The sequence below is a fragment of the Buttiauxella sp. WJP83 genome (genome assembly GCF_027594725.1).
Lineage (GTDB): Bacteria > Pseudomonadota > Gammaproteobacteria > Enterobacterales > Enterobacteriaceae > Buttiauxella > Buttiauxella selenatireducens.
The window spans coordinates 2785747-2807671 of the sequence record NZ_CP110080.1 but is presented as its reverse complement, the minus strand read 5'-3'; the positions used below and the strand labels follow the sequence as shown (position 1 = coordinate 2807671).

22 protein-coding genes and 1 tRNA gene are annotated in these 21925 nt (G+C 48.3%); 11 read left to right on the top strand and 12 right to left on the bottom strand.

What is annotated here, in order from left to right; genetic code table 11:
- Positions 1–60: 60 nt before the first annotated feature.
- Positions 61–136: transfer RNA gene (locus OH773_RS12995), tRNA-Thr, on the top strand.
- Between the two features lie 288 nt (positions 137–424).
- Here OH773_RS12995 and OH773_RS12990 read toward each other — a convergent pair.
- The gene (locus OH773_RS12990) at positions 425–667 is read right to left on the bottom strand and encodes a DinI family protein (protein ID WP_270139253.1); all 243 of its coding nucleotides are present in this window, start codon (positions 665–667) and stop codon (positions 425–427) included.
- 105 nt (positions 668–772) lie between these two features.
- Positions 773–2215 carry a lytic transglycosylase F gene (locus OH773_RS12985; protein ID WP_270139252.1) on the bottom strand — a complete coding sequence of 481 codons (1443 nt, stop codon included), beginning with the start codon at positions 2213–2215 and terminating at the stop codon, positions 773–775.
- Between the two features lie 369 nt (positions 2216–2584).
- Between OH773_RS12985 and cspE the strand changes: the two genes are divergently transcribed.
- From cspE to OH773_RS12965, 4 genes are all read left to right on the top strand, one after another.
- A complete protein-coding gene (gene cspE / locus OH773_RS12980; protein ID WP_183271852.1) occupies positions 2585–2794 on the top strand; it encodes a transcription antiterminator/RNA stability regulator CspE in 210 nt (69 codons plus the stop codon).
- A gap of 279 nt (positions 2795–3073) precedes the next feature.
- Complete coding sequence (locus tag OH773_RS12975; RefSeq protein WP_006687217.1) at positions 3074–3232, top strand: YqaE/Pmp3 family membrane protein; 159 nt, start codon at positions 3074–3076, stop codon at positions 3230–3232.
- A gap of 159 nt (positions 3233–3391) precedes the next feature.
- Positions 3392–3697 carry a hypothetical protein gene (locus OH773_RS12970; RefSeq protein ID WP_183271851.1) on the top strand — a complete coding sequence of 102 codons (306 nt, stop codon included), beginning with the start codon at positions 3392–3394 and terminating at the stop codon, positions 3695–3697.
- Between the two features lie 159 nt (positions 3698–3856).
- Positions 3857–4564 (top strand): CTP synthase C-terminal region-related (seleno)protein, encoded by a 708-nt coding sequence (locus tag OH773_RS12965; RefSeq protein WP_270139251.1) that lies wholly within the window; start codon positions 3857–3859, stop codon positions 4562–4564.
- On the opposite strand, the gene OH773_RS12960 is transcribed toward OH773_RS12965, so the two are convergent.
- Positions 4565–5770, bottom strand: a complete 1206-nt coding sequence (locus OH773_RS12960; protein WP_270139250.1) for a CynX/NimT family MFS transporter — start codon at positions 5768–5770, stop codon at positions 4565–4567.
- 97 nt (positions 5771–5867) lie between these two features.
- Between OH773_RS12960 and OH773_RS12955 the strand changes: the two genes are divergently transcribed.
- The gene (locus OH773_RS12955; protein WP_270139249.1) at positions 5868–6656 is read left to right on the top strand and encodes an AraC family transcriptional regulator; all 789 of its coding nucleotides are present in this window, start codon (positions 5868–5870) and stop codon (positions 6654–6656) included.
- 5 nt (positions 6657–6661) lie between these two features.
- On the opposite strand, the gene OH773_RS12950 is transcribed toward OH773_RS12955, so the two are convergent.
- Positions 6662–7108 carry a DUF441 domain-containing protein gene (locus tag OH773_RS12950; protein WP_270145858.1) on the bottom strand — a complete coding sequence of 149 codons (447 nt, stop codon included), beginning with the start codon at positions 7106–7108 and terminating at the stop codon, positions 6662–6664.
- A 311-nt stretch (positions 7109–7419) separates the two neighbouring features.
- On the opposite strand from OH773_RS12950, the gene OH773_RS12945 reads away from it, so the two are divergent.
- Positions 7420–7776 carry a D-Ala-D-Ala carboxypeptidase family metallohydrolase gene (locus OH773_RS12945; RefSeq protein ID WP_333482168.1) on the top strand — a complete coding sequence of 119 codons (357 nt, stop codon included), beginning with the start codon at positions 7420–7422 and terminating at the stop codon, positions 7774–7776.
- A 73-nt stretch (positions 7777–7849) separates the two neighbouring features.
- Here OH773_RS12945 and OH773_RS12940 read toward each other — a convergent pair whose 3' ends face one another.
- Positions 7850–9133 carry a YeaH/YhbH family protein gene (locus OH773_RS12940; RefSeq protein WP_183271793.1) on the bottom strand — a complete coding sequence of 428 codons (1284 nt, stop codon included), beginning with the start codon at positions 9131–9133 and terminating at the stop codon, positions 7850–7852.
- A 70-nt stretch (positions 9134–9203) separates the two neighbouring features.
- Positions 9204–11138, bottom strand: coding sequence for a protein kinase YeaG (yeaG, locus tag OH773_RS12935; protein ID WP_183271792.1), 1935 nt, complete (start codon positions 11136–11138; stop codon positions 9204–9206).
- 484 nt (positions 11139–11622) lie between these two features.
- Here yeaG and OH773_RS12930 point away from each other — a divergent pair, with 484 nt between their 5' ends.
- Positions 11623–12372: a MipA/OmpV family protein gene (locus tag OH773_RS12930; protein WP_270139248.1), complete on the top strand. Its 750-nt coding sequence runs from the start codon at positions 11623–11625 to the stop codon at positions 12370–12372.
- 290 nt (positions 12373–12662) lie between these two features.
- Complete coding sequence (locus tag OH773_RS12925) at positions 12663–13622, top strand: bifunctional helix-turn-helix transcriptional regulator/GNAT family N-acetyltransferase (RefSeq protein ID WP_270139247.1); 960 nt, start codon at positions 12663–12665, stop codon at positions 13620–13622.
- A gap of 52 nt (positions 13623–13674) precedes the next feature.
- Here OH773_RS12925 and OH773_RS12920 read toward each other — a convergent pair whose 3' ends face one another.
- Positions 13675–14562 carry a D-hexose-6-phosphate mutarotase gene (locus tag OH773_RS12920; RefSeq protein ID WP_270139246.1) on the bottom strand — a complete coding sequence of 296 codons (888 nt, stop codon included), beginning with the start codon at positions 14560–14562 and terminating at the stop codon, positions 13675–13677.
- Positions 14563–14641: 79 nt separating this feature from the next.
- Complete coding sequence (gene gapA, locus OH773_RS12915; RefSeq protein WP_270139245.1) at positions 14642–15637, bottom strand: glyceraldehyde-3-phosphate dehydrogenase; 996 nt, start codon at positions 15635–15637, stop codon at positions 14642–14644.
- A 346-nt stretch (positions 15638–15983) separates the two neighbouring features.
- On the opposite strand from gapA, the gene msrB reads away from it, so the two are divergent.
- The gene (gene msrB, locus OH773_RS12910) at positions 15984–16397 is read left to right on the top strand and encodes a peptide-methionine (R)-S-oxide reductase MsrB (protein ID WP_270139244.1); all 414 of its coding nucleotides are present in this window, start codon (positions 15984–15986) and stop codon (positions 16395–16397) included.
- Between the two features lie 42 nt (positions 16398–16439).
- The gene (locus OH773_RS12905; protein WP_183271980.1) at positions 16440–16715 is read left to right on the top strand and encodes a YeaC family protein; all 276 of its coding nucleotides are present in this window, start codon (positions 16440–16442) and stop codon (positions 16713–16715) included.
- A 46-nt stretch (positions 16716–16761) separates the two neighbouring features.
- On the opposite strand, the gene OH773_RS12900 is transcribed toward OH773_RS12905, so the two are convergent.
- The 4 genes from OH773_RS12900 to sppA all read right to left on the bottom strand — a co-directional run bounded on the left by OH773_RS12900 (position 16762) and on the right by sppA (position 21834).
- Positions 16762–18033 carry a glycoside hydrolase family 18 protein gene (locus tag OH773_RS12900; RefSeq protein WP_270139243.1) on the bottom strand — a complete coding sequence of 424 codons (1272 nt, stop codon included), beginning with the start codon at positions 18031–18033 and terminating at the stop codon, positions 16762–16764.
- Positions 18034–18238: 205 nt separating this feature from the next.
- Positions 18239–18868, bottom strand: a complete 630-nt coding sequence (pncA, locus tag OH773_RS12895; protein WP_270139242.1) for a bifunctional nicotinamidase/pyrazinamidase — start codon at positions 18866–18868, stop codon at positions 18239–18241.
- A gap of 9 nt (positions 18869–18877) precedes the next feature.
- Positions 18878–19894 carry an asparaginase gene (gene ansA / locus OH773_RS12890; RefSeq protein ID WP_270139240.1) on the bottom strand — a complete coding sequence of 339 codons (1017 nt, stop codon included), beginning with the start codon at positions 19892–19894 and terminating at the stop codon, positions 18878–18880.
- Positions 19895–19983: 89 nt separating this feature from the next.
- Positions 19984–21834 (bottom strand): signal peptide peptidase SppA, encoded by a 1851-nt coding sequence (sppA, locus tag OH773_RS12885; protein ID WP_270139239.1) that lies wholly within the window; start codon positions 21832–21834, stop codon positions 19984–19986.
- Between the last annotated feature and the right edge of the window lie 91 nt (positions 21835–21925).

Genomic DNA, 21925 nt, shown 5'->3' with positions numbered 1-21925 from the left:
TAAGCGAACGATTCACGGGGAATTGCATCGTGGATCTGCTTTGTGTAGGATGTTCTCCACGCCGACTTAGCTCAGTAGGTAGAGCAACTGACTTGTAATCAGTAGGTCACCAGTTCGATTCCGGTAGTCGGCACCATTTTTAAAGAAACCACCTTTCAGGTGGTTTTTTTTCGTCTGTACTTTAGCAAACGTGACGTGGATAAGAGGAAGGCTAAATGCTAAAGCGCTTCCTCAATGACTGTGGGTTAGATCCATCCCTGATGGCTTGCAAACCAAACCACAATGGCCACGACAATCAATATTACCGTTGTTTTTCTCATGACTTCTCAACCTGTTAAAAAGACACCTGACGTTTCGTTGAGAAGATCATAGCAGGAGACATGCCGTGGATAATCTCGTTTTTCAACACTACGTCGGCTGACATTTATTCTTCACAAACCAACCAGAAGTCTGCTTCGTCGAACATCTCTTCAACCAGACGGTTGATTTTCTCTTTTTCATTCTTGGTGCAGTCGCTGTTTACTGCATTGGCCTGCATAGGTTTCACCCTGACTTCCGCATCAGGGAAGATGACGTGAACTCGTCGAGTTAATTCTGCAAGAATCTTTTCGTTTGCGCCGGGAAGACCCGCCACATTTCGTTTGTCGTAAACCAATTCTACGAACATGAATACTTCCCTATTAAGGCTGTGTTTATATACAGTAATGAATCTCTACATTCAAGGCAAGCAGAGTTCCGGAAAATAGAGCTCAAGGTAAGATAATTGCGCAGTCTATTCCGATTTTTCGGCGATAAGTGGGGTCTCTGTCTTACGTGATTTCGCCTGCTCTATGATGAGTTGATAAGCCACGTAATACTTGAAGATATTGCTCACATATTGCACGGTTTCATTACCTATTCTCAGTTGTGCAATACGTTCAACATTATTAAACCAGACATTAGGATCATAGCCTTGTGTCACAGCTTCTTTGCGTAATCGGGCTATTTTGGCAGGGCCAGCATTATAAGAGGCGAAGGTGAAAAGCAGTTTGTTTAAATCTGTCATTTTTTCGTCAGCAAAATAACGGTCGCACATGAAACGGATATATTTCACGCCAGCATTAATGTTAGGGTCTATCAGCCTGATATCCCCGACGTTTAACTCTTTACCGGTTGTAGGCAGCACTTGCATGACACCAATCGCGCCACTTTTGCTACGTACTTTTTGGTCAAGCCGGGACTCTTGATAACCTTGAGCCACCATCATGAGCCAGTCGATGTTGTATTGCTGACCGTACTTGCGGAAAATTTCTGTAACCTGATTAAACTTCTCTATATCTTTTTCCGAACGCGCATTTTTCACCCATTTAGTATTGCGTAAATACTTATAAACCTGTTGGTTGCCGAATGACGTGCCAATTTTATGCGTGGCAGTAAATTTATCCAATTGGGCTTTTAGAAGAGGAGAGTTTTTACGCATTGCGAAGGCGATAGAGCCGTCATCACGCAGGGTAATGTTTTCATAAACAACCAGGTTTGGATAAATCTGCTTCCATAAGATGGCAAGGTAACGGTCAACCACTGTGTAATCGGCAAGGTTGGCGTTCACCATTTCCAGGATGTCTTCCTGCTCGAAATTGCCCGGTGCTTTGATAACCACTGCGGGTGGCAGTTTTTTCTCCGCCAGGTTTTTATTCAGTATCTCAATGCTTGAAATGTAGCTGGTCGAAGGATTCACAAACAGAGACTGTCCCGAAAGGGAATCGACACTTTTGAGTTCGGGCGCTTTGTTACTGGCGACAAGCACTTCATGGATATTTTTTGCCAATGGTTCACTGAAATCGACCAATTTTTCGCGTTCAGGGGTAATCGTCAAATTAGCGGCGATGAGATCACCACGTCCTGCGATAAGTTGCGGAATAAGTTGGTCACGGGCTGTGGGTACAAAGAGAAGGTGTGTTTTTTGTGAGGGCTTAAGACCTTTATTGATCTGTTTATCAAACTGTTGCATCAACTCCAACATGATGCCTCTCTGAGTCCCACTGTTATCAATAAAGTAAAATGTCTTACTGTAAGGAATCAAAACTCGAATGATCCGCCTTTCCTTCATCACATCATAGTCACCATAAACAACATTGATTTTGGTATCAAATTTCAAATGCTGCTCATCGGTGGCTGCGTTCGTCATCGGCAAAAGTGAAGTGATCAAGAGAAGTAGTAGCACCAGGCGCGCCATGTTCACACCATCTAAACAATTTAGCTGCGGACCTTTTAACTATAGCTCGCGCAAACCTGTTTTGGTTACAAAATGCGCAGATTTGGTGGTTGGGGTGCGTGGAGGGGAATGTTTCCCTCTCTAAATGAGAAAATTATTAATTGAAAATAATTCTTGCTTCCAGCGGGCTGGCGTGCGTTAATGCGTCATCGGTTTGGAAGACAGACCTTATGAAAGCAGTTTTAGTAAAGCAGTCCTCAGTTCAAGCGCTATCAAGTCATCAGATACCCTTCTTCGTGAGTCTCCTCCTAAGTGCCTAAATAAGAAACGTTCTGCAATACAGACCACGTTCGCCATATTAAATGGCTATAAAATATTGAGGAAGTATCTATGTCTAAAATGACTGGTTTAGTAAAATGGTTCAACCCAGAAAAAGGTTTCGGCTTCATTACTCCTGACAATGGTAGCAAAGATGTGTTCGTTCACTTCTCTGCCATTCAGAGCAATGATTTCAAAACTCTGGACGAAGGCCAGAAAGTTGAGTTCTCTATCGAGAACGGCGCTAAAGGTCCATCAGCAACTAACGTTGTTGCTCTGTAAGACAGCTAACGCATACTGCGACTGACGCATGCGAAGACGGTGAATAACCCGAGCCGGTAGTCAAAGTGAATAAACCCGCCATGTGCGGGTTTTTTTTTATCTAAAATCCCTCAAATCCCTCCGCTATCCTTATCTGCAATCCCATTATATTTATATGGTTATCTTCATTCTTTACATTAATTAACGATGTACCTTCAGTTGGTTTACGCAGAGTAGACTATGCTGGTAGCGGAATATACTTTTTTGAAGGTATATCAAATTAATAACTGGAGTTTTTTTATGGGTTTTTGGCGTATTGTTTTTACTATTATTTTACCCCCGCTTGGTGTTTTGTTAGGTAAGGGATTCGGTTGGGCATTTATTCTGAATATTGTCCTCACCCTGTTGGGTTATATTCCTGGATTAATCCACGCCTTCTGGGTGCAAACCCGCGATTAATAAAATAAAACTGATTATTGATTTGCAACTGACGCAGCGAGTGGCTGAAAAGGTCGCTCGTAAGGAAGCGTGGGGCAGCATCCAACGACTCCCTGTTTACTTTTACACCTAAGAATGTTCTGATACTGCCAATTATTTAATGAGCTATAGAGTCATTTTATGTATCAGTTGAAACCGGGAATGCTTGCAGTGATTATTGGTTCCCGTACTGCCGCCGGGCGTGTGAATATCGGTAAATCGGTCGAGCTTTTTGGCCTGTGCGAACCGGGCGAAAGTTTTGTTAATCCAGTCACTGGTGTGGTGACGCAACTTCCTCATGATGCGAATCATTCGCTGTGGTTAGTTACGGGTAATGTTGTGGCTTTCGATGGACGCGAAGGTTACACCTTTGTTCGTGCTGAATATCTGATGCCACTCGATAAGACGTTATTGCCAGAGATTGAACAAGAGCAGGCTGTTCACTAGCCGACTAAACGGCCATTAGCACCAGGTTCCATCCTGAATTTTGAGCCGTTTTAATGCCAGTCACCCTGCTAATTTTGGGCGTTGCAAGGCAGATTGCAGTGGCATAATCTATCATTCCTTATGTAGTCGATGTTGTTAAACATAAGGATAATCAAACAAATGTCTCCCTTACCTTTGAAAGAAACTCTTCGCGTTGCGCTGGTCGGTGACTACAACTCTACGGTTATCGCGCATCAGGCGATTCCTCTGGCTTTAGATAATGCAGCTGAATATGTTGACGTCACCGTTGACTATGATTGGTTGCCCACTCCTGAAGTGACAAGTCCTGAAGATCTGGTGGGTTATGATGCCATTTGGTGCGTTCCGGCCAGTCCCTATCAAAATGAAGACGGTGCTTTACTGGCAATTCGTTATGCCCGCGAGAACCAAATTCCGTTTCTTGGTACATGTGGTGGTTTCCAGCACGCCATTATTGAATATGCGCGCAATGTGCTGGATTGGCATGATGCCGGTCATGCCGAAACGAGTCGTGATGGGCGACTGGTGATTGGGCCATTGAGTTGTTCGCTGGTGGAAAAATCCGATGCCATCGAACTTAAGGCGGGGTCATTGATTGCTGAGGCTTATGGGCGGTCACAAATTGAAGAGGGTTACCACTGCAATTACGGGATAGCCGATTTTTTTACTGCCCACCTGGCGTCATCTCAATTACAGCCCACCGGATGGGATAATCACGGTGAAATCCGCGTGGTCGAGCTTCGCGGGCATCCCTTTTTTGTCGGAACACTTTTCCAGCATGAACGTAACGCATTAAAGGATAAGCCTGCGCCGCTCGTTGAAGCATTTCTTAAAGCGGCGCTGCTTTAATCAGGAAGAGTGGGCAGGGCGCGCTGGGCTGATCTCTGCATCACGCCCGGCAAATCCGCCGAATACTGCCATCACGCACGCCAGTACTGCACATCCTAATAATGGCAGGCTCCACTGGCCAGAGAGGTCATGCACTTTGCCCATTAACGGTGGGCCAAAAGCCGCCAACAAATAGCCCATACATTGCGCCATACCGGACAACGCAGCGGCTTGATGCGCACTGTTGGCGCGTAGGCCGATAAATGTCAGACCGAGAATCATCGTCGCACCAGAGCCAAAACCAAATATCACAACCCACACACTGGCGAGGCTCGGTACCATAAGTAACCCGACAGCACTCACTCCACACAGCAAGGCCATGACAATAGCGATACCGCGATGGTCTTTCAGCCGACTTAAAATCATCCCGATAAATAAGCCGGGGGCGGCGGTAGCTAATTGCATCAGGCCGTGCAATGAACCTGCTTGCGCTTCACTGTAACCATGACTTATCAGTATCGAAGGCAGCCAGCCAATCACCACATAGTAAATGAGCGAGTTGATCCCCAAAAACAGAGTCACTTGCCATGCCAGCGCGGATGTCCATATTCCCCGGCTATGTAAGGCATTACTGTTGCTTAAGGTTGATATGCTGTGATTAGACAATTGCGGCAGCCAAACCAACAAGGCTACAACAGGGAAAATCATCAGAGCCATCAGCGCTCCTGGCCAACCGTAGCCCTGTTGAGATAGAGGGACCACCATCATTGAGCCGATAGCGGCTGCGACACCCATCGTCAACGAATACGCACCGGTCAATCGTGCGACCTGGCCTGGAAAATCACGCTTAATCAGGCCGGGTAAAAGCACGTTCCCTATTGCAATTCCGCAGCCAATAATCGCGGTGCCAATATAAAGCAGTGCCGTATTTCCCATTGAGCGTAGTGCAATCCCCGCGCAGATAATCAGTAGGGCAGCAAACAAACACCGTTCGATACCGAACCGACGAGCAATCCCTGCCGCCAGTGGAGAAACTATCGCGAAGGCCAAAAGTGGGAGAGTAGTGAGCACGCCTGTTTGTGCCGTTGTCAGGCTGAATGATTCGCGAATCATCTCCAGCAAGGGAGCTGCACCGGTAAACGTCACGCGCAGCGTGGTGGCAATCATTAAGATGCCAAGTAATAACAAGCCGTGTTTTTTCACATTTAAAGCCGAAATCGATGACATACATACACCCCGAAAAACGATGCGCTCAAGATACACGTTTTAGGAATGGAAGAAATCAACGTAAAATGCCAGTTTATCCCTAAAACCGGACAAGATTATGGAGCGCGGATTAGCCCTCGAAGGATTCGACCCTGATAGCAACCGTCAGCCTGCTCAGGCGTTCAGGATCCTGGTGTCAGAAAGTGAGAACGAAATTGCCTTCCATCATCACCGCAAAGGCCAGCTGATTTTGGCGTTACATGGCGGGATTACCTGTGAAGTTGAGCAGGCGATGTGGATGGTGCCCACGCAACATGCGGTCTGGATCCCCGGTGAAATGCCACACAGCAATCGCGCAACCGCAAACGCCCGGCTGTGCTTTCTGTTTATTGAACCGGGTGTTGTTGAGATGCCGGCACAATGCTGCACATTACGGATCACCCCGTTGGTGCGTGAATTGATCCTGCATTTGACCCAGCAAGACGAGTCTGGTTTAGCACAGCCGGAGACGCAAAGATTGGTAAGGGTTTTATTCGATGAATTGCCACGCCAGGCCGTGGAACAGCTACATCTGCCCATGTCGCGGCACCCTAAAATCCGTTTTATTGCTGAACGCCTGGTGTCAGATCCACAGCAACGCCAGACTCTGGAGCAATGGGCTTCACAGCTGGCGATGAGTGAGCGAAATCTTGCGCGCCTGGTGGTGAAAGAAACAGGGCTCAGTTTTCGGCGGTGGCGACAACAGTTACAACTGATCGTGGCACTTCAGTTGCTGATTGGCGGTTCATCGGTACAAAAGGTTGCTGGCGAACTCGGGTATGATTCGACCAATGCGTTTATAACGATGTTTAAAAAGGCGCTGGGAAACACACCTGGACGCTATCTGGCATCGCTGGAACTCAGGTAGCTGATTCACTGCTTTCCGATAATAAGTGATACCAGCCCCGCAGCGATAAGTGGCCCAACAGGCACACCACGGAATAATGCCACACCTAAAACCGTTCCAACCAACAGGCCAGCCACTAAGCTCGGTTGGCTGCTCATTAGCGTTACGCCGCGCCCACCGAGCCATGAGACAAACACGCCGACTGCAATCGCAACCAGTGATTTCCAATGGGTAAAAGAATGCAACAGGGTACTTGCAGGCAAGGTGCCGCTGGCAATCGGAGCCATCACACCGATCGTCAAAATGATTATCCCCACCGACAGCCCCTGTTTTTCAATCCAGGGGAAAAAATGGCTCAATGGAGTCACCCGGACAATGATAAGAACCAGAATGGATACCGCAACGGTAGTGTTATGGCTGACAAATCCTAGCGCGGCGAGTGCCAGCAGGATTAAAAGTGTCGAGTCGACGATCATCGTTGTTCCTTGCGAAAAATGGCGGGAAGGCTTTTTTATTGTTAATTTTTATTTTACGTGCCGCCGAGTTATTTCTTAAGCCTTTTTAAACAGATAGCGAATGTTTTGTGCAGATGCATAGCAATGATGAGAAAGTTGCATCGTTTTTGACGATCAATAAGGCGGGTATTGATCTATAAAAACTATTTGAACACTAAGGGTATTCACTCGTACTCTGACGCCGCTGAATTGGACTTTTTACTTCTTCCATTCTGAATGCGCATATTTACACATCAATGCGTTCTTCTTACCAGTAGCGAAATTTTAATGTGAAAGCCATATCTCCTCATTTCTATCGACATGATTTTTGTTGCCCGTGCGGGTGCGGTTTTGCTGATGTCAGCATTGAATTAGTGGCTCTTCTCGAAGCGGTATTCGAGTATTTTCAACAACCTGTCTTGATACGACGGGGATGTAGTTGCACGCAACATAACAAAGCCTGCGGTGGTGAATACGCAAGTCAGCATTTATTAGGAACGGCGGCGGATATAACGGTGGAAAATACGTCCCCCGATGACGTCGCTAATTATCTTGAAGCGACGTACCCGCAAAAATATGGAATAGGGCGAAGCGAATCCTGGACACATATTGATATGCGTTTATCGGTTGCTCGTTGGCGAGAGTAAATTACGCGTCGAATTAGCCATTGGGAAGGAATAAAATCAGCCAGCATGTATATTAACTGGCTGATTTTATTTATTAATTGTAAGAGCTACTGGACTGCTTCTGGAACAATTCGCGGAACACCGGATAGATATCATCCTGGTCGCGAATATGCTGCATGGCGAAGTTTTCAAACGTTGATTGTAAATCCTCATATTCACGCCACAAAGTCTGGTGGGCGCGGCGCGTAATTTCGATATAACTATAGTAACGCACCATCGGCAGCAATTTTTTCGACAGCAATTCATGACATAACGGTGAATCATCTGCCCAGTTATCACCATCAGAAGCCTGCGCGGCATAAATATTCCATAATGCCGGGTCGTAGCGCTCTTTAACGACTTCATCCATCAGTTTCAGGGCGCTTGAAACAATCGTACCCCCCGTTTCCTGCGAGTAAAAGAACTCGTGCTCATCGACTTCCTTGGCCTGTGTGTGGTGGCGGATATACACCACTTCCACGTTTTTATAGGTCCGGCTCAGGAACAGATAGAGCAGAATATAAAAGCGTTTAGCCATGTCTTTGGTGGCCTGGTCCATCGAGCCGGAGACGTCCATCAAGCAGAACATCACCGCCTGGCTTGAAGGCTCAGGACGTTTTTCGTAATTTTTGTAGCGTAAATCGAAGGTGTCGATAAACGGTACGCGGGCAATTTTCTCGCGCAGTTCAGCAATCTCTTTGCGCAAGCGTTCTTCTTCAAGCAACTGCGCAGGTTCGCTGTTGCTCACCATTTCAAGACTGTCTTCCAGTTCATGTAACTGACGGCGTTTACCCGCGGTCATCGCGGTGCGACGGGCCAGTGAATTTTGTAACGAACGAACAACGCTGATGTTGGCGGGCACGCCATTCGAGGTATAACCCGCACGGTGAGATTTAAATTCAGTAATTTGGCGATGCTGATTCTTCTTCAGATTCGGCAAGGCCAGATCTTCAAACAATAAGTCGAGATATTCGTCTTTTGATATTTGAAAGACGAACTCATCCTGGCCTTCGCCGTCCTGGCTTGCCTGACCCTGGCCAGCACCGGAGCCCCCGCCACTCCCCTGCGGACGTTCAATACGGTCATTCTGCACGAAGTGATCGTTACCCGGGTGTACACGATGGCGCAGACCGCCACGGCCCTGATGAAACATCGGTTCGCTGATATCTTCACTTGGGATCGAAACCGATTCACCGCTATCCACGTCGGTAACCGAACGCTTGTTGATGGCCTCGGAAATCGACTGTTTAATCTGTGCTTTATAACGACGCAAAAAGCGCTGGCGATTCACCGCACTTTTATTTTTGCCGTTCAGTCGCCTGTCAATAAAATAGGCCATAATTCCCCCAAACTTCTTTGCCAACTGCGCAGGGGGGCCACAATGCGTGGCCCCATCTTTGACTCAGCCGTTATGAAGATTTACGTACCCGTAGATACCATTCGCACAGCAGGCGAACTTGTTTGCGGGTATAGCCTTTCTCCATCATACGATCGACAAAGTCATCGTGTTTTTTCTGCTCGTCTGTAGAAGTTTTGGCATTGAACGAAATAACAGGCAGCAGCTCCTCGGTGTTTGAGAACATTTTCTTCTCGATGACCGTGCGCAGCTTCTCGTAACTCGTCCAGTTAGGATTACGACCATTGTTGTGGGCGCGGGCACGCAGCACGAAGTTGACGATTTCGTTACGGAAATCTTTCGGGTTGCTGATACCTGCCGGTTTTTCAATTTTTTCCAGTTCTGCATTCAGGGATTCACGGTCAAACAGCTGGCCGGTATCCGGGTCACGGTATTCCTGATCCTGAATCCAGAAGTCAGCGTAGGTAACATAACGGTCGAAAATGTTTTGCCCGTACTCTGAGTAAGATTCGAGGTACGCCGTCTGAATCTCTTTACCGATAAATTCAGCGTATTTCGGGATCAGATAGCCTTTCAGGTGCTCAAGATACTTCTCTGCAAGCTCCTGCGGGAACTGCTCGCGCTCTATCTGCTGTTCCAGAACATAGAACAAATGGACCGGGTTTGCGGCCACTTCTGCGTGATCAAAGTTGAACACGCGAGAGAGGATTTTAAACGCGAAACGTGTCGACAACCCGTTCATGCCTTCGTCCACGCCAGCGTAATCTCGGTACTCCTGGTAGGATTTCGCTTTCGGATCGGTATCTTTCAGACTTTCGCCATCGTACACCCGCATTTTGGAGTAAATGCTGGAGTTTTCCGGCTCTTTCAAACGCGACAGGATCGAGAAGCGCGAAAGCGTTTCCAGGGTGCCCGGGGCGCATGGAGCATGTAACAATTCACTGTGCGTGAGCAGTTTTTGGTAGATTTTGATCTCTTCGGAGATCCGCAGGCAATAAGGCACTTTGACAATGTAAACACGGTCAAGGAATGCTTCGTTGTTCTTGTTGTTACGGAACGTCACCCACTCAGATTCGTTTGAGTGCGCAAGGATAATGCCATTAAATGGCAGGGCGGAAATGCCTTCGGTGCCGTTATAGTTCCCCTCCTGGGTTGCGGTCAGCAACGGGTGGAGCACTTTAATTGGCGCTTTGAACATCTCAACGAATTCCATGATGCCTTGGTTTGACCGGCACAGTGCGCCGGAATAGCCGTAAGCATCCGGGTCGTTTTGCGCGTGGTTTTCCAGTTTACGAATATCCACTTTACCGACCAGTGCCGAGATATCCTGGTTGTTCTCATCACCCGGTTCAGTTTTGGCAATCGCAATCTGCGCCAGAATTGACGGCCAGACTTTCACTACACGGAATTTGGTGATGTCGCCGCCAAACTCATGCAGACGTTTTGCCGCCCATGGCGACATAATCGTGCCGAGATAGCGGGTAGGGACGCCGTACTCTTTTTCAAGAATAGAAGCATCTTCTTGTGGATTAAACAGACACAGCGGGTGGTCATTCACCGGGCTGCGTTCGCCGTTAGCACTCAGAGTGTAAATGGGCACACGCTGCATTAACGCCTTCAGACGTTCAGCGAGTGATGATTTACCGCCACCTACAGGCCCCAATAAATAGAGAATCTGTTTCTTCTCTTCCAGGCCTTGAGCCGCATGTTTAAGATAGGCAACAATTTGTTCGATGGCTTCTTCCATGCCATAGAACTCTTCAAATGCCGGGTAACGGGAAATCACCCGATTCGAAAAGAGACGGGACAGCCGTGGCTCTGTGGCAGTATCCACCATCACTGGCTCACCAATGGCCATCAATAGCCGTTCTGCCGCATTGGCATAGGCACTGCGATCTTGCTTACAGATTGCAAGAAACTCCTGCAGTGTGAACTCTTCGTCCTTGGCAGCTTCATAACGCTGGCGATAGTGATCGAATATATTCATGGCATGCCGTCCTTTCGTATTTAGCACAGGTTAGAGAGCCGTTCGTATGAGTAATGGAGGCTCCCGGAAGACGTCTCCTGAATCTCGAGCAACCCTTATGCCAACTTCTCTTACCCCTCATCATTCAAGTCTTAAGCGCGTTGACTACCACTCGAATGTCTTAGGGTATCGTGGCATTTTCATTGCCGCGTTCAGCGTATTTCATCTTCCTAAAATAAAGCGTAGATGGCATTTGCAAAACTTGCATACGGCCACAAGCCAATTTCAATGACATATCAATAACTCATCCAAATAAATCTCCTTTTGTTGTAAAGGGAAGTGGTTGGTATCACATGTGATTCATAAAACTGAAAAGAAGATGAAATCTGTTCGCGAGATGTTGTTTGGTTGCTCTGATGTTTCAAAGTGGTAAAAAATTTTGGCTAAGAAAGCAAGAGGGTTACACTCTCTTGGCTAATTATTTGATTAAAGGATTTAATGGATTGTGAGCAATTTCAAAATTATTGCATTGGGGGGACTCATTGCTTCAACTTTTTCTGTAGCACAGGCTACGGAGGGTCCCTGGTCGTTAGGGGCAGCAGCTCTGGTGACACCTAACATGTACAAAGGCGAGCAAGACCGTTTGTACCCTGTTCCGATGATAGGTTACGAAGGGGAGAGTGTTTATCTGCGCGGGTTAACCGCAGGTTACTACCTGTGGAATGACCAGGCTGACAAGCTTTCCATTATTACCTACTTTTCACCGATCTTTTTCCGTGCGAAAGACAGTGACTCAAAGAGTATGCGCCAGTTAGAAAATCGCCATGCGACTCTGATGGCGGGGCTTTCCTACGTGCATAACACGCAGTATGGTTTCCTGCGTACCGTGCTGGCGGGTGACACACTGGGCAATAGCAACGGCGTAACCTGGGATACCGCATGGTTGTATCGCTACAATAGCGATCGATTGACAATGACCCCTGGCATTGGAATCACGTGGAGCAGCGAGAACCAAAACCAATATTACTATGGCATCAGTAAGAGCGAATCACAGCGCAGTGGTTTAGATTCCTATGATCCTGAAAGTAGCTGGTCGCCGTACGTTGAGTTGTCTGTTAACTATAAGCTGACAGACAGCTGGAATGTCTTCGGTATGGGGCGCTATGTTCACCTGGCCAATGAAGTCACTGATAGCCCGATGATTGATAAAGAGTGGACGGGTATTTTGATGACAGGTATCACCTACAGTTTCTGATGGTGCATTCAGTGCACTTCAACGGGGCATAATCGCCCCGTTTTGATGTCGACTTGTATCGACACTTTTCTTAAAAATAATCAGATACCCTTCCTGCTAAATCCGCTCTCATCCTGTCAGATTGCCTTTCTGTTGTTGCTCCAAAATAGTGCGCATATCCGGTGCATTTGCACCAACATGGTGTTTTTTTATTCTCTGCCTAAGTTGACCGTCAATAGGGTAAACGTTGACAATCTCCCGATGATAATGGTTGTATTGTACAACCATTGTTTAGCGCATGCAGATTACACATGTCCCAAATCCAGTTAATTGAAGAAATCCGAGCGGCTTCCCGACTTATGGTCCGTGAGCTTGGATTTATGAACACCACACTTGCCGCAACAAACTATTCTCCTTCAGCAGTGCATAGTTTGTTGGAGATTGAGAACAATGGCGCGTTGACCGCGGCACAATTAGTGCAAATCTTGGGGCTGGAAAAGTCCAGCGTCAGCCGGATGCTGACCCGATTACTTGCCGCAGGTGAGTTACAAGAGGTCCAGGCCCGCCATGACGCGCGCGTCAAACTGCTCAAGCTGACGGATAAAGGAGCAGATACGGTCAAGAAGATAAATGAATACGGTTCGATGCGTGTCATAAAAGCGTTAGAAAATCTGGATGCCGCACAACAGAAGACAGTAGCTCATGGGTTGTCTGCATATGCTCGCGCGTTAGAAAACTGTCGGGATGTCGACATGCCTTCGTCGTCAGAAACGATCGAAATTATCACAGGTTATATGCCAGGAATGATTGGACGCATTGCCGAAATGCACGGTACGTATTACGCGAAGCATCATAACTTTGGCCATTTCTTTGAGGGGAAAGTGGCAAGTGGACTGGCTGAATTTGCTGGTCGTCTGGATGAACCGTGCAATCAAATCTGGTTGGCTGTTAGCCATGGCAGGATTGTTGGCTCTGTCGCGATAGATGGTCAGGATTTGGGAAATAATGAAGCCCATTTGCGCTGGTTTATTCTTGACGATAATTGCCGTGGAACGGGAGTGGGCAGAAAGCTGCTCAACGAAGCTATGGCGTTTAGTGACGCGCACGAATTTGCTGCCGTGCAACTCTGGACGTTCAGTGGTCTGAATGCGGCCAGACGTCTGTATGAATCCTTTGGTTTTAAGCTGCTAAAAGAGTGGCAGGGCGACCAGTGGGGAATGATGATGACTGAACAACAGTTCACCAGACAGAAAAACACCTCTGAGTGTTGAGCATGGAAAAGGCGTTTTCGGCACCGGGCCGCTAAACGCCTTTAGAATTAGTTTACGCTTTTTGGGCTACACGCAGTGTCGCGGCTAAACGTGCAGGCTTATCCGCTGTTGCTTTTTGTGATGCGCTGGCGCAAGCAGTCTCGACACAAACAAAAGTCTTGTAACCATCGTCTGGCATATCTGCCATAGAAGCAGAAAGTGCAGGGCCTGGGTTCCAGCCAACCACATTGATGTGATGGTGATGGATGACGTCGATAGTGCGATTCAGGCTCGCATCATGGATAACGCTGCACTCTTCTGGTTCCAGATAAACGCGGTCAGTGCGATCCGGGAAGGTCTGCACGCCGTCGGTCAATTGGCCTTCAGTAGCATTCAACACTTTATCGATATACTTGTTGCCCAGCCCGCTGACTTTCACTGCGGCGATATCGCCCACGTTGAAGTAGGTGTGCAGTGCAGAGTTAACGTCGAATTCGCCGTGTGCTTCCAGTTCCATATCACAGGTCTTACCCAGCTTGTAACGTGCATACAGGGTAAAGTCATGTGGCCAGAATTTACGAGTCGCATCGCTGCTCTGTAATTCGAAGGTCAAAGAGACGCCGTTTTCATCTTCATTGTGCGCACTCAGAGTCCATGGCAGGTTACGTGCGAAACCATGCGCTGGCAGGTCTTGCTGAGCTGCCGGGCCAAACCATGGCCAACAGATAGGTACGCCGCCACGAATCGCTTTACCGTTCTGGAATGGCGTATTGTTACTTAGCCAAAGCACTTCTTCTTCACCGGCTGGTTTCCAGGACAACAGGTGCGCGCCTTGCAAAGTGACGGAAGCACGAACTTGCGGATGGTCAACCACGATAACTTCCAGCTCGTCAATCTGGCGACGAGATAGGGAAGGGGTAATTTGTTCAATAACCGGAAGGGCAAAAATTTTATTAATCATTTGTTCAACCTATCGATCAAAGGCGAAAAAAAAGGCGACCGCATGGGTCGCCTCTCAGGATTTAATCGCTCATCTCAACTTATTTGGAGATGTGAGCAATCAGGTCCAGTACTTTGTTTGAGTAGCCAGTTTCGTTGTCGTACCAGGAAACCAGTTTCACAAATTTGTCGTTCAGTGCGATACCAGCTTTAGCATCGAACACAGAAGTGCAAACTTCGCCGTTGAAATCAGTAGATACAACGTCGTCTTCGGTATAACCCAGAACGCCTTTCATTGGGCCTTCAGCAGCCGCTTTGATTGCTTTCTTGATTTCTTCGTAAGACGCAGCTTTTTCCAGACGAACGGTCAGGTCAACAACAGACACGTTTGGAGTTGGAACGCGGAACGCCATACCAGTGATTTTACCGTTCAGCTCTGGCAGTACAACGCCTACAGCTTTAGCAGCACCGGTAGAAGAAGGGATGATGTTCTGAGCTGCGCCGCGGCCGCCGCGCCAGTCTTTGTGAGACGGGCCATCAACAGTTTTCTGAGTAGCGGTAGTTGCGTGAACAGTGGTCATCAGGCCTTCAACGATACCGAAGTTGTCGTTGATAACTTTAGCCAGTGGAGCCAGGCAGTTAGTGGTGCAAGATGCGTTAGAAACGATATCCTGGCCAGCATATTTCTCGAAGTTAGCACCTTTAACGAACATAGGAGTGCTGTCTTTAGAAGGACCAGTCAGAACAACCTTTTTAGCGCCAGCAGTGATGTGCTTACGAGCAGTTTCGTCAGTCAGGAATAGACCAGTTGCTTCAGCAACTACGTCAACGTTGACTTCGTTCCACTTCAGGTTTGCTGGATCACGTTCTGCGGTAACACGGATAGTTTTGCCGTTAACAACCAGGTGGCCGTCTTTGACTTCTACAGTGCCGTTAAAACGACCGTGAGTTGAGTCGTACTTCAGCATGTAAGCCATGTATTCAGCGTCTAACAGGTCGTTGATTGCAACGATCTCGATGTCAGAACGTTCCTGAGCAGCACGGAAAACAATACGGCCGATACGGCCAAAACCGTTGATACCTACTTTGATAGTCATATATTCCACCAGCTATTTGTTAGTGAATAAAAGGTTGCCTGTAAAATTACAAAAACCTTACTCAGCGTCAAGCGGAATCGTGTCAATCATTGCGACAAATCAATCCTGTGGACATCATTTGAACGACTGAACCGCCTCGCGCTTCCCTTTTGGCTCTTTATCCAAATGGGGACGATGCGAGGAATTTTAAAGATCAATTCCAACAAGAATGTGACAGCGATCACAATTGGCGCTGAGCCAGAAATTCAGGGCTAAGTTTAGAACAAAAAACCGCACGACGTTGTTAATTTTTTGTTAGAATCATGCTGTTATTAGTTACAGTACCCACTGCCCGAGATGTACGTATATGGCTAACCAATTACCTCCTGATTTATCTAAAAAAAACCTTTCTGAGATGCAGTTTTACGTCACTCAGAAACATGGCACCGAGCCTCCGTTTTCCGGCCGTCTGCTGCATAACAAGCGTGAAGGTGTTTATCACTGCCTGGTCTGCGATGCACCGCTGTTTATGTCAGAGTCGAAGTTTGACTCCGGTTGCGGCTGGCCTAGCTTCTATGAACCGGTGAGTGATAATGCTATCCGCTACATCAAGGACTTCTCGCACGGCATGGAACGCATTGAAATCCGTTGTAGTCACTGTGAAGCGCATTTGGGACACGTTTTCCCGGATGGTCCGCAACCTACAGGCGAGCGCTACTGCGTAAACTCAGCATCGTTAAACTTCACCGATGATAAAAACGGTGAGCAGATCGAAGGCTGAAAAATCGATTCAGCAAATTATTCCACAGGAACTTGTCCAATGATGAACCTGGATGAAATGTTAGACACAATGACACCGGAAGTTTATCAGCGTCTGGCGACTGCCGTTGAGCTGGGGAAATGGCCTGACGGTGTAGCACTGACTCCCGATCAAAAAGAGAACAGTCTGCAATTGGTGATGATGTGGCAGGCGCGTCACAACACTGATGCTCAGCACATGACGATTGACACGAATGGTCAGATGGTGATGAAGAGTAAACAACAGCTCAAAGCAGACTTCGGCATTACGCCCGCACCGATTGTGACGGTGAAGCTGTAAATTTGAAAAGCTGGGTGGTGTCGTGCCACCCAGTCTTATCTGGAAGTTAATGCTCCGTCTTAATCCCCAAATCTTTTGCTAACTCTTTTGCCAACTGATTGTTGTCATCCGCCCCATATTCCCAGAACATCGCTCCACCCAAGCCTTTCGCTTTGATGTACTCGGCTTTAAGCGCCACTGAACGTGGATTTTCGTAAGAGATAGCAAACAAGTCTTTGCCCTCGGCTGATTTCATTGTCAGATACGGAACCTGAGCATCGTTGTCCCAATGTTCGGTAAAGCGTTTTTGGGGATCATTGAGCATATTGCTAACAATATCGTTGTATTTGAGGTAAGTGTCTTTCGCCAGATCTAGCCCAAACGACGTAAACACGGCTTTCTCTGGTGCGCCGAAATAGGGTTGTGTAACCGGGTTTTTAGCCGCATCTGCTTTATCCCAGTCAATGCCTGGTTCGACTGCGCGCTTAGGAACTCGGCCATAGAAACCAATACCGAGATTGAGCTGAGCAGGTTTCATACCCGCAGCGATGTAGTTATTCACTACATAATCAGCACTGTACTTATCCGCTTTTGCCACCGTCGGCCATGTTTTCGAATCATAAAGATTCGAGTTGAAATACTGCGTGCCGTACGCCATGTCGTAGGCCATCAGGTTGATGTAATCAAGCGCGGGTGCGATGGCTTTCATGTCGACCCACTCTGTTGGGCCTTTCACATTGGCAGCCACAGCGATGGTGAGTAATTTTTGTTTGCCCAACGCAGTACGCAATTCATTAAGCAATGAGGTGAAGTTAGCGCGATCTTCAGGCGAGCTGGCCACCAGACCCCATGCCCCATTAACGGGATACTCCCAATCCAGATCGATACCATCCAGACCGTAGCGTGCAATCACATCCTGCGCAGAACGGATAAACACCGCACGGTTTTCAGGCGTTGCAGCGGCACCGGAAAAACCACGAGCTCCCCAACCACCCACTGAAAGCAGGACTTTCAGTTGCGGATTCTGTTTACGTAGCGCGGGGATTTTTTCAAGATCTGACATCACTTTTGGCGAAAGCCAGATTTGGTGCAGTTTAGACGCGTCTTTTAACGCGGAGTTTGTCTCATCTTTTTCATCGTTGTAAATCAGACCAAACGAGTAGTTAAGATGGGTTATCTGGCGTACATCGAGTTTATCAATATCGCCGCCAGGCCCGGCAGTGACATCGCCCCCTCCGTTGAAATAGCCTACTGAGAGGTATGAGCTTGCCTGAGCCACACCGGCACAGGCGATTTGTATTACCGCCAGCAACGGCAGCAGTTTACGCGTGAAGACCATAGGGTAGTTCCTCTTTGACGAGCAATATTGATAAAGCCTGCCGAAGCCCGGGGGACGGAAGGCTAATAAGAAATACAGCTAAAATGCTGTATTAATGAGCAACTTGATTATGAGAGCGCTCTCAGAAATGAGCGAGCTTTAAAAGTGAAGAATGAGAGCGGAATCGAGAAACGAGGGGAAGGGCGCGTTTGCGCCCTGAAAAGGTTTAGTAAGTGAAATCAGCCAGCGTCATCAACGTTGCACCTGCTGCGGACATATCCTGAAACGCCCGAAGGCTATCTTGCGGATGCAGATTCACACCACGGCAACCATCGGTGATAACCGTGACCTCATAACCCAGCGACAGAGCGTCGAGCGCAGTAAACTTAACGCAATAATCCGTTGCCAGGCCCACCACAACCAGCTGTTTAATCTCGTGGCGGGATAGCCAATCGTCGAGCTGCGTTTTCTGGCGATGTCCGTTGTCGAAAAAACCACTGTAACTATCAACGAGAGGATTTTCGCCCTTTTGGAAAATAGCATCAATTCTCTGCGAATTGAGCAGGGGATGGAGTTCCGCACCTGCGCTGTTTTGCACGCAGTGATCCGGCCACCAGGTTTGGTTCAACCCGTCGAGTTTCCCCTGTGTATACGGCTCAGTTTTTTGCACGCTGGCAAAACTGCCATGGTTTGCGGGATGCCAGTCTTGAGTCGCTAAAATGGCGTCGCCACGTGCTTTGCAATAACTCATCAATGCGTTCGCCACATCAATCGTGCTATCGCCATCCGGCACAGCAAGCGCTCCACCGGCGCAAAAGTCATTTTGCAAATCTACCATCAATAATGCGCGTTTCATGGCCTCTCCTTATTCGTCCGGGGTGAGTTCGCCGCGTAAGTTACGCGACATTTCCTCGCGAATAGTCTGTGCGTCAAGATTTTGGCTGAGCAGATAGTGCAGTTTAGTCAGTGTCGCTTCTACCGTCATGTCGTAGCCGCTAACCACGCCTGCCTGAGCCAGCGCATTACCGGTGGCGTACCCCCCCATATTCACCTTACCAGACATACATTGCGTCAGGTTTACCACCACAATGCCGCGCGAACAGGCTTCCTGTAACTCTTTGAGGAAAGCCCCATGCTGTGGGGCATTGCCTACACCATAAGATCGCAGGATCAACGCTTTCACGGGCTGGCGTAAGAAATTGCCAACCACATCGGCAGAGATCCCTGGGTAAATCGTGACAACGCCGATTGGCTGTGGCGTTATCGGGTGAACGATGAGCTCTCCTTCACCGTGTGGCGCGGCTGGGGTATTCAGGCGTCGAATATGGATCCCGGCTTCAAGTAATGGCGCAAGATTCGGCGAAGCGAACGCATCAAACCCATCGGCATGGGCTTTGGTGGTGCGGTTGCCGCGATAAAGACGATTATTGAAGAACAGCGTCACTTCGTTAATCGGGAAGTTGGCTGCGATATACAACGAGTTGAGCAGATTAATTTGCCCGTCAGAACGTAACTCTGCCAAAGGGATCTGTGAGCCAGTCACGATCACCGGTTTGCCAAGGTTTTCAAGCATAAATGACAGCGCCGAGGCGGTGAATGCCATGGTGTCAGTGCCGTGAAGAATCACGAAACCGTCGTACTCGTCGTAATGCGCTTTGATGTCATCGGCAATGTGCTGCCAGTCTTCCGGCGTCATGTCGGAGGAGTCCATCAGTGGCTGATATTCATGAATAGTGAAATCAGGCATTTCCTGACGATGGAATTCAGGCATCAAAGCCAGCTGACGTTGGAGGTGACCGGAGACGGGAATGTAACCGTGTTCTGAACGCTGCATACCGATAGTACCGCCGGTGTAGGCAACGTAGATGGATTTCTTTTGCATGAGTGACTCGTCGCTTTGTCCTTAATGCGGCGCAGTATAGAGGGAAGGGGCAAAAAAATCAGCCCGGCAGATGCCGGGCTGAAGGAGTTTTAACGCACATCACCGCAGGTGAGGCAGAAGGCATAGCGATTTTGTGGATCGTTCATGATGCCAAACTTATCGTTTTGCGCTTTTACAGCCAGCGCTGCATCCGCTAACGGCGCAGGCAAATAAGCCTGCAGCGCTTGTGGCAACATGGCGCGAACGGAACCGCTCATGCTGTCGAATACCATATCGATGAAGCTTGGCTCATCCTGCCAGAAATCGAGATGCCAGGTTTTCAGCTTCGCAAGTTCGGCGGCTTTGGCAACGGCATCGTCGAAATCACCGAGGCTATCCACCAGACCATTAGCTTTTGCATCCTGACCTGTCCAGACATGACCTTGCGCGATGGCATCAATTTGTTCAGGTGTTTTCTTACGGGAATCCGCAACCAGAGTGATAAAACGCTTATAACCATTTTCGATGGTCAACTGCATCATCTGCTGGACTTCCGGTGGCAACGATTTCGTCACCGCAACGTCGGCCAACGGAGAAGTGGCAACACCATCGGTATGCACACCAATCGAATCGAGGCTGTTTTCCACCGTATTAATCACGCCGAAAATACCGATGGAACCGGTCAGGGTATTTGGGCTTGCGACAATATAATTGGCTGGCGTAGAAATCCAGTAACCGCCAGATGCCGCCATACCTCCCATTGAAACGACAATCGGCTTACCTGCTTCGCGTGCGGCTTCCAGTTCATCACGAATCACTTCTGACGCGGTGACACTGCCACCCGGGCTGTTAACACGCAGAACAATCGCCTTCACTTTAGGATCAAGACGCGCTTCGCGGATTTGTTGAGCAGTGGTGTCACCACCGACCTGGCCCGGTGTTTCCTGACCGTCCATGATGGCACCATCTGCGAGGATGACAGCAATGGCGTCACCTTTATCAGCAGGTTTTTTCACCACATAGTCATACATACTGGTGTAGCTGAAATCTTTGTTTTCTTTATTCCAGCCGAACTGCTTAACCATCGCTTTATCAACCGCCGCGCTGCTTGCCAGTTCATCAACCAGTTTGTTATCGAGTGCGTATTTTGCGGTGTCGCCGCCTAGTTTTTGCAGGTTATCGAGTAACGCTTGCGCACCCGGGAACACCTGCTGAGCGGTAATCTGTCGGTTAGCCGCAATTGTTCCAAGGTAGTTTTGCCAAAGCTCACCAATCCAGCGGCTATCGGCCTCACGGGCAGCAGGGGACATATCATCACGAATAAACGGCTCAACGGCAGACTTATAAGTCCCCACGCGGAAGATATGCGTCGTCACTTTCAGCTTATCGAGCAGCGTTTTGTAATACATTGAGTTGGTCGCAAAACCGTGCAAATCCACCACGCCTTGCGGTGAGAGCCAAATTTTATTGGCGAAACTGGCCAGATAATATTGCCCCTGGTTGTAGCTGTCGCCCACGGCATAGACCGGTTTGCCGCTGTCACGGAATTCACGTAACGCTTTACCGATGTATTGCATTGAAGGCTGATCGGCACCCGCAAACTCTTTTAAATCCAGCACAATACCGGTGATATTGCGGTCATCTTTCGCCTGACGAATAGTATCGACGACATCAAACAGTGAGTTTTCCTGTAAGCGGTCAGAACTGGCACCGAGCAACTGACGCCCAATAACACCCAGTTTATTACTGACTGAAGGCTTATCGACCACCACGCCGGTGATATCAAGCAATAATGCACCGCGCGCTGGTTCTGCTGGGGCGCTGTTAATCTGCATCCAGATCCCAACAACGACCAGGACCAGAAGCACTAAAAATAGATTGAGAATAAACTCTCGAATAAAGTTAAGCAGACGCCAGGTCCACTTAAAAAAACCGGCAATAACTCGCCCGATTGTGCGCATTTATGCTCCGTTCGAAATCAAATATCGTGATAACTAAAGTAATCGCTATCCTAATTACCCCCAGGGCAAATGTCAGTAGGAAATCTGCCCT

Bases quoted from the DNA above. Each gene is read 5' to 3' on its own strand.
- OH773_RS12990 (WP_270139253.1), bottom strand. From the start codon at position 667: ATGTTCGTAGAATTGGTTTACGACAAACGAAATGTGGCGGGTCTTCCC.
- OH773_RS12985 (WP_270139252.1), bottom strand. From the start codon at position 2,215: ATGGCGCGCCTGGTGCTACTACTTCTCTTGATCACTTCACTTTTGCCG.
- cspE (WP_183271852.1), top strand. From the start codon at position 2,585: ATGTCTAAAATGACTGGTTTAGTAAAATGGTTCAACCCAGAAAAAGGT.
- OH773_RS12975 (WP_006687217.1), top strand. From the start codon at position 3,074: ATGGGTTTTTGGCGTATTGTTTTTACTATTATTTTACCCCCGCTTGGT.
- OH773_RS12970 (WP_183271851.1), top strand. From the start codon at position 3,392: ATGTATCAGTTGAAACCGGGAATGCTTGCAGTGATTATTGGTTCCCGT.
- OH773_RS12965 (WP_270139251.1), top strand. From the start codon at position 3,857: ATGTCTCCCTTACCTTTGAAAGAAACTCTTCGCGTTGCGCTGGTCGGT.
- OH773_RS12960 (WP_270139250.1), bottom strand. From the start codon at position 5,770: ATGTCATCGATTTCGGCTTTAAATGTGAAAAAACACGGCTTGTTATTA.
- OH773_RS12955 (WP_270139249.1), top strand. From the start codon at position 5,868: ATGGAGCGCGGATTAGCCCTCGAAGGATTCGACCCTGATAGCAACCGT.
- OH773_RS12940 (WP_183271793.1), bottom strand. From the start codon at position 9,133: ATGGCCTATTTTATTGACAGGCGACTGAACGGCAAAAATAAAAGTGCG.
- yeaG (WP_183271792.1), bottom strand. From the start codon at position 11,138: ATGAATATATTCGATCACTATCGCCAGCGTTATGAAGCTGCCAAGGAC.
- OH773_RS12925 (WP_270139247.1), top strand. From the start codon at position 12,663: ATGTCCCAAATCCAGTTAATTGAAGAAATCCGAGCGGCTTCCCGACTT.
- OH773_RS12920 (WP_270139246.1), bottom strand. From the start codon at position 14,562: ATGATTAATAAAATTTTTGCCCTTCCGGTTATTGAACAAATTACCCCT.
- gapA (WP_270139245.1), bottom strand. From the start codon at position 15,637: ATGACTATCAAAGTAGGTATCAACGGTTTTGGCCGTATCGGCCGTATT.
- msrB (WP_270139244.1), top strand. From the start codon at position 15,984: ATGGCTAACCAATTACCTCCTGATTTATCTAAAAAAAACCTTTCTGAG.
- OH773_RS12905 (WP_183271980.1), top strand. From the start codon at position 16,440: ATGAACCTGGATGAAATGTTAGACACAATGACACCGGAAGTTTATCAG.
- OH773_RS12900 (WP_270139243.1), bottom strand. From the start codon at position 18,033: ATGGTCTTCACGCGTAAACTGCTGCCGTTGCTGGCGGTAATACAAATC.
- pncA (WP_270139242.1), bottom strand. From the start codon at position 18,868: ATGAAACGCGCATTATTGATGGTAGATTTGCAAAATGACTTTTGCGCC.
- ansA (WP_270139240.1), bottom strand. From the start codon at position 19,894: ATGCAAAAGAAATCCATCTACGTTGCCTACACCGGCGGTACTATCGGT.
- sppA (WP_270139239.1), bottom strand. From the start codon at position 21,834: ATGCGCACAATCGGGCGAGTTATTGCCGGTTTTTTTAAGTGGACCTGG.